The organism is Saccharophagus degradans 2-40, from assembly GCF_000013665.1.
Taxonomy (GTDB): domain Bacteria; phylum Pseudomonadota; class Gammaproteobacteria; order Pseudomonadales; family Cellvibrionaceae; genus Saccharophagus; species Saccharophagus degradans.
This window is the reverse complement of the sequence record NC_007912.1, coordinates 2,694,539-2,706,127: the sequence shown is the minus strand read 5'-3', so window position 1 is coordinate 2,706,127 and position 11,589 is coordinate 2,694,539. Positions and strand designations below refer to the sequence as shown.

Below are 11,589 nucleotides of genomic sequence, written 5' to 3'. Positions count from 1 at the left end.
TAATAGAGTTTGCATTCTGATTGCCGATGTGCGTATTTACAATAAAAGCGATTAAACATGAAAAAAATATTTGTTGCGGGACACAAAGGAATGGTTGGGTCGGCTATTGTGCGCCAATTGAAAAAACAGCCAGATGTTGAATTGATATTGCGCGATAAGACTCAGCTTGATTTGTTGAATCAGGATAGTGTTACAGTTTTTTTTGAAAATGAAGAAATTGATCAAATTTACCTTGCAGCGGCAAAAGTAGGAGGAATAGTCGCGAATAATGCGTATCCTGCTGAGTTTATTTACGAAAACTTAATGATCGAGTGCAATATCGTGCACTCGGCGCATTTGGCTGGTATTAATGATCTTTTATTTTTGGGGTCTTCTTGCATATACCCCAAATTTGCAGAACAACCGATGAAAGAGCAAGCCTTGTTAACAGGTATTTTGGAGCCGACAAATGAACCTTATGCGATCGCAAAAATAGCCGGTATTAAATTGTGCGAATCGTACAATAGACAGTACGCACGTAATTACCGCAGCGTAATGCCAACTAATTTATATGGGGAAAATGACAATTTCCACCCTGAAAACTCTCATGTTATCCCGGCCCTGCTTCGACGATTTCATGAGGCTAAGGTGAGTGGCGTGCCAGAAGTGGTTGCATGGGGTTCCGGTGCGCCTAGGCGAGAGTTTTTGCATGTGGACGACATGGCGGCTGCCTGTATTCATATTATGAATTTAGATGCTGCAGTTTATGAGTCGAATACGCAACCAATGTTAAGTCATATTAATGTCGGTACGGGGGTTGATTGCACTATTCGTGAATTGGTCGAGGCCGTAGCTGGAGTGGTAGGGTATTTGGGTAAAATCACATTTGACTCGTCCAAGCCGGATGGTGCTCCTCGAAAGTTAATGGACACTTCTTGTGTAAATGCTCTAGGTTGGAGGCATTCTATAAGTTTGCATTCTGGGTTGGCTCGAACCTATGAGTGGTTTTTAGAGAATCATGATAAATTTAGGTGCTGATAATTCTGGTATATATTCTGTTAAACCTGAGCTGGGTTTGAATTTCCCTGATTGGGCTGGCAGTTGAAACTTATCACTTCTTGACTCTAAGGGATTGAATTGTGTTTCCCTGTCATGGTCAGTTTGCTTTACCCTCAGTCTACGCCTTGCTTTCTATTGGTGTATAGAAACTCGAATGAAACAGCTTATATTTACTGGAGTAAGCAGCCTATTATTTGAATTTCTTAGTGCTACAGTTTATTGTGCTTTGTGTTAGATTTTTCCTTTCAATACATATCACCTAGCGGTGAGCCTTTAAAGTGTAGCGTAGGCTTGCCGGCAGTTGGGCTCGCGGCTATTATTTAGATATATTTTTATCAGCGGTGAAGCTGGGGCTAGTGGTGTGTAATTCGATTATCACAGCCGTAACTGCGCGCCCCTTGCTGAGGCATCTTATTGACTCTGTCTATTTGCAACAGGGCGCGCTGCTTATATCCAATTCTAGGTTTAGTTCAGGCAAATAGTTAGTAGTAAGGTATATTTGTTATTACCTTAAGTGGAGAATTTGCTGTTGTAGTTTATTTGTGCGTGCTAAATTTGGTGAGTTAGGGGTTCGATCGATCTTGGGCAGTGGCAAAGAGGGATATATTGAACTCCTTACAGTGATATTGTGCGTAGCGCGAATTCAAATCTATAGGGAAGAATTAAATGAGCTCTACAAATTAATTTAGGCTAATAAGACTGGTTTGGATTCTAGCCGAATGTTTTGTTGGATATTGAGTATATGTGCAATGCAAAACATTACAAATTTAAAGGGGGGAAGGTTTGGTGACTATTGGTCTACACATGCCACCTTTTTTTGTGGTAGTTAATCACGGCTACCAAGGCTGTTTTTATCTCGAAAGTATAATCTCACTTATTCCCATATTTAAATCTTTCTATAATGGATAAATAAATGAAAATCGTTGTTGTAGGCACAGGCTATGTAGGTATGTCTAATGCCGTTTTGTTAGCCCAAAAATACCCCGTTGTGGCCTTGGATGTGGTGCCAGAGCGTGTGGAAATGGTTAATTCCAAGCTTTCGCCTATTCAGGATGTGGAAATCGAGGACTTTTTAGCACATAAGCCACTCAACCTGGTAGCTACTTTAGATAAAGCCGCTGCCTATGAAGGCGCAGATTTTGTAGTTATTGCTACGCCAACAGATTACGACCCAGAAACAAACTACTTTAATACCAATACTGTAGAGTCGGTAATTAAAGATGTAATGACCCATAACCCTAGTGCGGTTATGGTTATTAAATCTACTGTGCCAGTGGGTTACACCGTGGATGTGCGTGCGCGTTTTGGTACGCCTAACGTTATATTCTCGCCCGAGTTCTTGCGTGAGGGCCGTGCGTTATACGATAACCTTCACCCATCGCGTATTATTGTTGGTGAGCGGTCTGAGCGTGCTGCCAAGTTTGCCGAATTGTTGCAAAGCTGTGCTATTAAACAAGATGTAGAAGTTCTGTTTACCGATAGCACAGAGGCAGAGGCCATTAAATTGTTCTCTAACACTTATTTGGCTATGCGCGTAGCGTACTTTAACGAGCTAGATACCTATGCAGAAACCCATGGGTTAGACTCTAAGCAAATTATTGAAGGGGTAGCGTTAGACCCACGTATAGGTAAGCACTATAACAACCCTTCCTTTGGTTATGGTGGTTACTGTTTACCTAAAGATACCAAGCAACTACTGGCTAACTACGCCGACGTACCAAATAACCTAATTCGCGCTATTGTGGATGCCAACACCACCCGCAAAGACTTTATCGCCGATTCTATAATCAAGAAAAACCCAGAGGTAGTAGGGGTGTATCGTTTGATTATGAAAACCGGGTCCGATAACTTCCGTGCCTCTGCTATTCAGGGCATTATGAAGCGTATTAAAGCTAAGGGTATTCGTGTTGTGGTATTCGAGCCGGTGCTAGAAGAAGAAACATTCTTCGGCTCGGATGTAATAGCCGATTTTGATGAGTTTAAAGCTTTAAGTAGCGTTATTCTTGCCAACCGCATGGTGGAAGAGCTAGCCGACGTGCGCGATAAAGTGTACACGCGCGACCTATTTAACAACGATTAGCGGTACGGTGGGCATTGCCCACCGAATCTTATTTTTTTAGCCCTAAGGATAGGGCGGGCAGCTGGTCTAGCTGATTCAAATTAACAAGGAATGTATATGTCTTCTTCAAAATCTAAGTTTCCCCAATTTATTCACCATGGTGCTGTTGACGGTGTTACCGGCAGCTGCCACCGCTTGATTGCTTCTGAAAATTGCCATTACTTAATTGACTGCGGTTTGTTCCAAGGGGATGAGCTGGGCGGTGAGGGTGGCTCTGGTGGTGATTCTGTATTGCAAAAGCATCAAATAGAGTTTGATTTGACTCACGTTAAAGCGTTAATTGTTACGCATGTTCATATCGATCATATTGGTCGGTTGCCTTACTTAATGGCGGCTGGTTTTAAGGGGCCAATTTATTGTAGTTACCCATCGGCTAAATTGCTGCCACTCGTAATAGAAGATGCGCTAAAAATAGGGTTTACTCGGGATAAAACCTTAATAAAAAACTTCTTAAAACAAGTGGATAAACAGCTAAAACCGCTACCTTACGGTACATGGCAAGCACTGGATGCAGAAGACGGTTTACAGGTTAAGTTAAAGCTGCAGCGTGCGGGGCATATATTGGGTTCTGCTTATGTGGAGTTAGATGTAAAAGGGGATGATTACGCCCACAGGGCGGTGTTCTCTGGCGATTTAGGTGCGCCCTATGCGCCATTATTACCAGCACCACGCTCGCCCTACAAAGCAGATACTCTGGTAATAGAGAGCACCTACGGCGATAAGTTGCACGACGATAGAAAAGGCCGTAAAAAACGTTTAAAAGCCGCTATAGAGCATGCTATTGCAAATGGCGGTACAGTGATGGTACCTGCGTTTAGTATTGGCAGAACCCAAGAGCTGCTCTACGAGCTAGAAGAGCTTATAACCAAGGGGGACGAGCGCTGGCAAGGCCTTGAAGTAATAGTAGATTCACCCCTCGCGGCCAAGTTCACCGAGGTATATAAGCAGCTAAAGCCCTATTGGGATGCTGAGGCTCATAAAAGACTGGCGGCGGGGCGGCATCCACTAAGTTTTGATAACTTGTATACGGTAGATTCCCACAAGGAGCACCTAAGTACCGTAAGTTACCTTGCCAAATCTAGCCGCCCAGCGGTGGTATTGGCTGCCAGTGGAATGGCCAATGGCGGCCGTATACTCAATTACCTAAAGGCCATGCTCGCCAACCCTCGCCACGCGGTGTTGTTTGTGGGCTATCAAGCCCGCGGCACCTATGGTCACTCCATCCAACGCTATGGCTCTAATAATTTAAATAGCCGACAAGACGAGCAAGGTGGCAAGAGTGGCTGGGTAGATATAGACAGCAAACGCATAGATATTAACGCGCAGGTATTCACCATAAGCGGCTACAGTGCCCATGCAGATCAAAAAGACCTGATCAATTTTGTTAAACGAATGCGCCACTGGCCAAGCCAAATTCGTATTGTGCATGGCGATGCTAAAGCGAAACGCGTATTAAAAACAAAGTTATTAGAGCTGGCAAAAAATGCGGCTAAGCCGTTAAAGGTTGTTATTCCCTAGTGAGCATTTTTATATTGTGGGCATATAATCGGTAGGTTGGTTGGCGTGCTAAACTAATTGCAGGTTGTAGCGCTTATGTAGTTGCTGTGTAGTAACTGTGTAGTAGATATATAGTAACGGTGTAGATCCATGTTGCAACTATGTATTCAGTTTGGGTGTTAAGCAGGGTAAATAAAAAGTGCTCAATAATATTTTAGTAACTGGTGGTGCAGGTTTTATTGGGGCCAATTTTGTACATTATTGGTTAGCTAAATACCCGCAAGCTAAAATTGTAGTGGTGGATGCCCTTACTTACGCAGGTAATAAAGCTAATTTATTTGCGGCGCAAGCAAATTCAAATTTTGTGTTTGTGCGCGAAAATATTTGTAATACTGCGGCTATTGAAGTGTTGCTAAAAAAGTATGAAATAAACGCTATTGTTAATTTCGCTGCAGAGTCTCACGTGGATAGATCTATTACTGGCCCAGATCTATTTATAGAAACTAACGTAGTGGGTACGCATAGTTTATTAAAAGCTGCAAAAAATGTGTGGCTTACAGATGGTAATAATCAATGTGAGCACCGCTTTCACCACGTATCTACAGATGAGGTGTACGGTTCTTTAGGCGCGTCGCAGCCTGCATTTAAAGAGAGTAGTGTGTATGCACCAAGCTCACCATATTCTGCCAGCAAGGCTGCTTCAGATCATTTAGTTCGCGTATATCATCACACTTATGGTTTGAATGTTACAACTAGCCATTGCTCGAATAACTATGGGCCTTTTCAATTCCCAGAAAAACTTATTCCGCTGTTAATTCTAAACTTATTGCTAGATAAACCCTTGCCAGTGTATGGGGATGGTTTACAAATTCGCGATTGGCTTAGTGTTAATGATCATTGCCTAGGTATAGATTTGGTTTTAAATAAGGGTGCAAGTGGCCAAAGCTATAATTTAGGTGCGAATAACGAATGGGCCAACATCAATATTGTTAAGCTAATTGGCAGCAAGCTTGAGCAAATGTTTAACGCGGATGCTAGCTTGGCTGCTAAATACCCAACCGCAAAGAGTGTGATTGCCGGTAAAGCGCATTCGCTTATTCAGTATGTAGAAGATAGGCCAGGGCATGATCGTCGCTACGCTGTGGATGCATCTAAAGCCATGCGCGAGCTGGGCTATGCCCCTCAAGAGACGTTTGAATCGGGTATTGAGCGTACTTTGCGCTGGTATTTGGATAACGACTCGTGGTGGCGCAGTGTGTTGGATGGCTCTTATCGCAGTTTTTAGCTGTGCCGGAAGAGTCTGATTGGGCAAGTGTGAAAAAGCGGCCTAGGCCGCTCAGTTTATTGATAAACCCCTCTATTATTTCTGCGAAGAGCTTGATCATTCTAAATCCGCAAATTCTTAGGGTGAAAGCTCAAAAAACGTATGAAAATGTCCCTATAACTTGCTCAATTCGTCTCGGCAACTGCTCCTGCGTTGCTCTAACATCGCCATCCATGGCGAAGCATGAATTGAGCATTTTTGATCTTTCACCCTAAGAATTTACTCGCTGTGTTACCTAAGTCAGGTTTGTCATCAGTCTGAGCGGCCTGGGCCGCTTTTTTTGTGCCCGCGATATGTGCTGTTGGCGTCTATACTTAAACTAATGTTTATTCTTACATTCCATCAAATGTGCTATCTAATTCGCTAGGCAGGGGCAAGTTGTTAAATGGGGCCAGTTAGTTATCAGTTTAGTTTACGCTGCCTGTTTACGTGCCTTATGCGTTTTGCTGCTGCGTGGTGTTTGTTGGGTTGTGCTGCAGTGACGCAGGCGCAAGCAGAACAGGATAGGCCCATACAGCTTTCCCCAAAGCTGTTAGATAGTATTGCTAAAAAGTATGGCGATAGCGCTGTTGCAAGGTTGAATGACTGGACTGCTCTAATGGAAAGCGGTGGTTTGCCCAGTATTGAGGAAGCCGCAAAGCTTGCACAGGCGAACGAGTTTTTTAACAGGGTGCAGTGGTTGTCGGATTTAGTGCACTGGGGGCAAGAAGATTACTGGGCCACACCGGTGGAAACGCTAGCGAGCAATGGTGGCGACTGCGAAGACTTTTCTATTGGTAAATATTTTACCTTGCTGCAAACCAAGGTAGACAATGAAAAGCTGCGTATCACGTATGTAAAATCCCTAACGTATAATCAGGCGCATATGGTACTTGCATACTACCCGCAGCCAGATGCAGAGCCATTAATATTGGATAATATAAATAAAACCATTTTGCCTGCTTCGCAGCGCGACGATTTGTTGCCAATTTATAGCTTTAATGGCGAAAGTATTTGGCTAGCTAAGGCCAGAGGTAAAAAATTGAATGCAGATAGCCAAAAAAGCTTACCGCAATGGAAGGGGGTAAATGAGCGTTTACTGCAAGAGTTGAATGGTGAGGCTGAGCGGTGAGGGCGGTAAGTGAAGCGTGTTTGCGGTACAAATTATTTGAAACATAAAAAAAGCCGCTAATTAGCGGCTTTTATAGTAAAGACGTCCACCGGCTTAGAATTTGGCCGGATTAGCCTTTGGGCGCGAATCACGCTCTTCAAATTCGCGTAATACAGAGCCAGTATAAAGCTGACGCGGACGACCAATTTTAAAGCCTTCCGAGATCATTTCGTGCCAGTGAGCAATCCAGCCTACAGTACGACCTGTTGCGAAAATAACAGTGAACATATCTGTTGGAATACCAATAGCCTTCATGATGATGCCTGAGTAGAAGTCTACGTTAGGGTAGAGTTTCTTCTGGATGAAGTACTCGTCTTCTAATGCAATTTGCTCTAGGCGCTTAGCAATTTTAAGCAACGGATCGTTTTCTAAACCTAATTCGGTTAATACTTCGTCACAGGTTTCTTTCATAACTTTGGCGCGTGGGTCAAAGTTTTTGTAAACGCGGTGACCAAAGCCCATTAGGCGGAATGGATCGTTTTTGTCTTTCGCTTTTGCTACGTAAGCGTCGATGTTTTTCTCGTCGCCAATTTCTTCTAGCATGCTAAGTACGGCTTCGTTAGCACCACCGTGCGCAGGGCCCCAAAGGGTTGCGATACCAGCAGCGATACAAGCAAACGGGTTAGCACCAGAAGAGCCTGCCAAGCGAACGGTAGAAGTAGACGCGTTTTGCTCGTGATCGGCATGCAATAAGAAGATGCGATCCATTGCGCGAGCAATAACAGGGTTTACTTTAGGGTCGTCACAAGGAGTGCCAAACATCATGTGCAGGAAGTTTTCTGCGTAGCCCAAGTTGTTGTCTGGGTACATGAAAGGTTGGCCTTGCGAGTGCTTGTAGCACATGGCCGCTAAGGTAGGCATTTTGGCTATTAGACGGTGCGCCGAGATTAAGCGGTGCTCTGGGTTAGAGATGTCTAATGAATCGTGATAGAAAGCGGATAAAGCACCCACTATTCCGCACATCATCGCCATTGGGTGTGAATCGTAGTGGAAACCACGGAAGAAGCGGGCGATAGACTCATGCACCATAGTGTGGTGTGTGATTATGCCTTTAAATTCTTCGTATTCTGCTGCGGAAGGAAGTTCTCCGTGCAAAAGTAAATAGCACGTCTCTAAGTAGTCTGATTTTTCCGCGAGAGTTTCGATGGGGTAACCACGGTGCATTAATACACCTTTGTCGCCATCAATATATGTGATCTTCGATTCACAAGAAGCGGTAGATACGAAACCGGGGTCGTAGGTGAAATAACCTTTGCCGGTAAGGGCTCGAACGTCAATTACGTCTGGCCCGACGCTGCCGGAGTATACGGGCAGCTCAATGGAATCGTCCAAACCGTCGACCGTAAGGGTTGCTTTCTTATCAGTCATTACGGACTCCTGTAACAAAATGAATAAATTGTAAGAAATTACATCTGCCATTGAGTGTAGCGCTTTTGGGGCTACAGCATTGGCAAAAGGGGTGACACTATAATTGGGCCCCAAGGACGTAAAATCAATATGGTAGGCCAACCCCAAAAGAATCGGCGCGCTAATTATAGAGACATTTTGCCTTCAGGGTGTAGCTTAAACCTAAGCAAAGTAAAATATTTCTGCTTTACTGTATAAGAAGTGCACACTTATGCACCCAAACTGGGCGATATTATTTTGGTTAACCAGTTTGGTGCGCATTATATCAATTGGGTAGGCCAATTTGTGTGCAGGAGCCTAAGAGTGTTTGTAATTTGCGCCAGCCGTCTCTATAATTCGCCGCGTTTTTAGAGGCGTTCGAGTCAATTAGCACCAAAAGTGCAACTTTGTCCTCGAGGCGTCTAAATTGTTGTTTCTTCGCTCGCTTAATTAATAGAAAGTAAACGCGTTATGTTTCTTTTTTATTTAACTAGAGGGTGACGTTGCGGCAAAACTTACCTGCCAACCCCGGAATGCAAGGTGTAAAAAACCGTGAATAAAAACCGTCCAGTCAATCTTGATATTTCTACCATGCGGTTACCTATAACTGCTTTGGTATCCATTACCCACCGTGTAACAGGTGTGGTGTTACTTGCTGGCATCCTTGGTTTAATTTGGATGTTAGATTTGAGCCTCGCTTCTGAAGAAAGTTTCAATCAGCTTAAAGATTGTTTAGCGCAACCATTTGTAAAAATTGCTCTAATCGCTGTGTTGGCCGCATTGGCTTATCACTTGGTAGCTGGTGTGCGTCATTTGATCATGGATCTAGGTATCGGTGAATCAAAAGAAGGTGGCAAGTTGGGTGCAAAGATTGCAGTCGCGTTGTCCGTTGTACTTATCGTGTTAATGGGGATATGGGTATGGTAACTGCCGTAACAAGTTTTGGTCGCAGTGGTTTATCCGATTGGGTTGCACAGCGCTTTTCAGCAGTAGTTTTAGCTGCTTACACTATTTTTATTGTTGCCTATTTGGTGATGCACCCTGGTTTGACCTATGAAGAATGGTCTGGGTTGTTTCAGCAGTTATGGGTGCGCATCTTTACTTTATTGGTGCTTATTTCAATTGCTGCACACGGCTGGATTGGCCTGTGGGGCGTATTAACTGATTATATTACTACTCGAATGATTGGCTCGTCTGCGTTATTTCTTCGCACTGTGGCGTTGTCTGTTTACGCAATTATTACGTTCGCCTATTTGGTTTGGGGCGTTCAAATTCTGTGGGGATTTTAATTAATGGCTAATATGAGAACCATTACATTCGACGGTATTGTTATTGGCGGCGGCGGTGCGGGTATGCGCGCTGCGTTGCAAATGGCGCAATCCGGTTTTAAAACTGCGGTTGTAACTAAAGTATTTCCAACTCGCTCGCATACTGTATCCGCTCAGGGCGGTATTACTTGCGCTATTGCAAGTGCCGACCCGCAAGATGATTGGCGCTGGCACATGTACGACACCGTAAAAGGGTCGGACTACATTGGTGACCAGGACGCAATTGAGTATATGTGCTCTGTGGGCCCAGAAGCTGTGTTTGAACTCGAGCACATGGGTTTGCCTTTCTCTCGTACTGAGAATGGCCGTATTTATCAGCGCCCATTTGGTGGCCAATCTAAAGACTTTGGTCGCGGCGGTCAGGCAGCGCGTACTTGTGCAGCAGCAGACCGTACTGGTCACGCTTTGTTGCACACCTTGTATCAAGGTAATGTTAAAAATAACACTGTTTTCCTAAACGAGTGGTTTGCGGTTGATTTGGTTAAAAACCAAGATGGCGCTGTATGCGGCGTTATCGCAATCAATATGGAAGACGGTGAAACCGTATTTATTAAGTCTAAAGCGACTGTGTTGGCTACTGGTGGTGCAGGGCGTATTTTCGCATCTACCACTAACGCTCACATCAATACTGGTGACGGTGTTGGTATGGCGTTGCGCGCTGGCGTACCGGTGCAAGATATCGAAATGTGGCAGTTCCACCCAACCGGTATTCACGGTGCAGGTGTGCTTGTTACAGAGGGGTGTCGCGGTGAAGGTGGCTACTTAGTAAACAAAGACGGCGAGCGCTTTATGGAGCGTTATGCTCCTAACGCAAAAGACCTTGCTGGTCGTGACGTTGTAGCTCGCTCTATGGTTCTTGAAATTCTAGAAGGGCGTGGTTGCGGCGAAAATGCCGATCACGTGTTCTTGAAGCTAGACCATTTGGGCGCAGACACGCTAAACGCTAAGTTGCCTGGTATTTTGGAGCTTTCGCGTACATTTGCGCATGTTGACCCAATTAAAGACCCAATCCCTGTAGTGCCTACTTGTCACTATATGATGGGTGGTATTCCAACTAACGTTCACGGCCAAGCGCTTACTCAAGATGCTAACGGCAATGATCAAGTGGTTGAAGGTTTGTACGCTTGTGGTGAAGTGGCTTGTGTATCTGTACACGGCGCTAACCGTTTGGGCGGTAACTCGTTGCTAGATCTTGTTGTATTTGGTCGTGCATCTGGGTTGTTTATCGAGAAATCTCTACGTGAAGGTATTGAGTTGCGCGACCCAAGTGCAACCGATATGGATGCAGCGATGTCTCGTTTGAACAAAGTAAATAACTCTACTGGCGGTGAGTCTGCGCCTGCGCTTCGCACAGAAATGCAGGGTATTATGCAGAACCACTTCGGTGTATTCCGTCGCGGCGACATGATGGAAGTAGGTATTGCTAAGTTGGCAGAAATGCGTGAGCGCATTGCTAACGTAGCGCTAGAAGATAAGAGCAACGCGTTTAACACTGCTCGTATTGAAGCGCTTGAGCTGCAAAACCTGTTTGAAGTTGCTGAAGCCACTGCAATTGCCGCAGAAGTTCGTAAAGAATCTCGCGGTGCGCACGCTCGTGATGATTTCCAAGAGCGTGATGATAAAGAATGGTTGTGTCACTCCATGTATTTCCCAGGGGAAAAACGTGTAGGCAAGCGCGCAGTTAACTTTTCGCCCAAAACGATGGAAGCCTTCGAGCCAAAAGCTCGTACTTACTAGGTTTTCGCCG

9 protein-coding genes are annotated in these 11,589 nt (G+C 44.7%); 8 read left to right on the top strand and 1 reads right to left on the bottom strand.

Annotation, left to right across the window (positions count from 1 at the left end; genetic code table 11):
- Positions 1–57: 57 nt before the first annotated feature.
- The 5 genes from fcl to SDE_RS11080 all read left to right on the top strand — a co-directional run bounded on the left by fcl (position 58) and on the right by SDE_RS11080 (position 7,089).
- A complete protein-coding gene (gene fcl / locus SDE_RS11100; protein WP_011468594.1) occupies positions 58–1,017 on the top strand; it encodes a GDP-L-fucose synthase in 960 nt (319 codons plus the stop codon).
- Positions 1,018–1,951: 934 nt separating this feature from the next.
- The gene (locus SDE_RS11095; protein WP_011468593.1) at positions 1,952–3,118 is read left to right on the top strand and encodes a nucleotide sugar dehydrogenase; all 1,167 of its coding nucleotides are present in this window, start codon (positions 1,952–1,954) and stop codon (positions 3,116–3,118) included.
- 96 nt (positions 3,119–3,214) lie between these two features.
- On the top strand, positions 3,215–4,675 hold the full coding sequence (locus tag SDE_RS11090; RefSeq protein ID WP_011468592.1) for an MBL fold metallo-hydrolase RNA specificity domain-containing protein: 1,461 nt from the start codon (positions 3,215–3,217) through the stop codon (positions 4,673–4,675).
- 178 nt (positions 4,676–4,853) lie between these two features.
- A complete protein-coding gene (rfbB, locus tag SDE_RS11085; protein ID WP_011468591.1) occupies positions 4,854–5,939 on the top strand; it encodes a dTDP-glucose 4,6-dehydratase in 1,086 nt (361 codons plus the stop codon).
- 424 nt (positions 5,940–6,363) lie between these two features.
- Positions 6,364–7,089 (top strand): transglutaminase-like cysteine peptidase, encoded by a 726-nt coding sequence (locus SDE_RS11080; protein WP_011468590.1) that lies wholly within the window; start codon positions 6,364–6,366, stop codon positions 7,087–7,089.
- A 93-nt stretch (positions 7,090–7,182) separates the two neighbouring features.
- Here the strand turns inward: SDE_RS11080 and gltA are convergent, their stop codons facing one another.
- Positions 7,183–8,496 carry a citrate synthase gene (gene gltA / locus SDE_RS11075; protein WP_041325673.1) on the bottom strand — a complete coding sequence of 438 codons (1,314 nt, stop codon included), beginning with the start codon at positions 8,494–8,496 and terminating at the stop codon, positions 7,183–7,185.
- Positions 8,497–9,066: 570 nt separating this feature from the next.
- Between gltA and sdhC the strand changes: the two genes are divergently transcribed.
- From sdhC to sdhA, 3 genes are read left to right on the top strand one after another with little or no spacing between them, the layout of a single operon-like run.
- Positions 9,067–9,441, top strand: a complete 375-nt coding sequence (gene sdhC, locus SDE_RS11070; protein WP_011468588.1) for a succinate dehydrogenase, cytochrome b556 subunit — start codon at positions 9,067–9,069, stop codon at positions 9,439–9,441.
- On the top strand, positions 9,435–9,803 hold the full coding sequence (sdhD, locus tag SDE_RS11065; protein WP_011468587.1) for a succinate dehydrogenase, hydrophobic membrane anchor protein: 369 nt from the start codon (positions 9,435–9,437) through the stop codon (positions 9,801–9,803). The genes sdhC and sdhD overlap by 7 nt, the downstream gene beginning before the upstream one ends.
- Before the next feature lie 3 nt (positions 9,804–9,806).
- Entirely contained in the window at positions 9,807–11,579 is a 1,773-nt protein-coding gene (gene sdhA, locus SDE_RS11060) for a succinate dehydrogenase flavoprotein subunit (RefSeq protein WP_011468586.1), read from the top strand.
- Positions 11,580–11,589 lie beyond the last annotated feature (10 nt).

Excerpts from the sequence above, each read along its gene's own strand:
- fcl (WP_011468594.1), top strand. The coding sequence starts at position 58 with ATGAAAAAAATATTTGTTGCGGGACACAAAGGAATGGTTGGGTCGGCT.
- SDE_RS11095 (WP_011468593.1), top strand. The coding sequence starts at position 1,952 with ATGAAAATCGTTGTTGTAGGCACAGGCTATGTAGGTATGTCTAATGCC.
- SDE_RS11090 (WP_011468592.1), top strand. The coding sequence starts at position 3,215 with ATGTCTTCTTCAAAATCTAAGTTTCCCCAATTTATTCACCATGGTGCT.
- SDE_RS11080 (WP_011468590.1), top strand. The coding sequence starts at position 6,364 with ATGGGGCCAGTTAGTTATCAGTTTAGTTTACGCTGCCTGTTTACGTGC.
- gltA (WP_041325673.1), bottom strand. The coding sequence starts at position 8,496 with ATGACTGATAAGAAAGCAACCCTTACGGTCGACGGTTTGGACGATTCC.
- sdhD (WP_011468587.1), top strand. The coding sequence starts at position 9,435 with ATGGTAACTGCCGTAACAAGTTTTGGTCGCAGTGGTTTATCCGATTGG.
- sdhA (WP_011468586.1), top strand. The coding sequence starts at position 9,807 with ATGGCTAATATGAGAACCATTACATTCGACGGTATTGTTATTGGCGGC.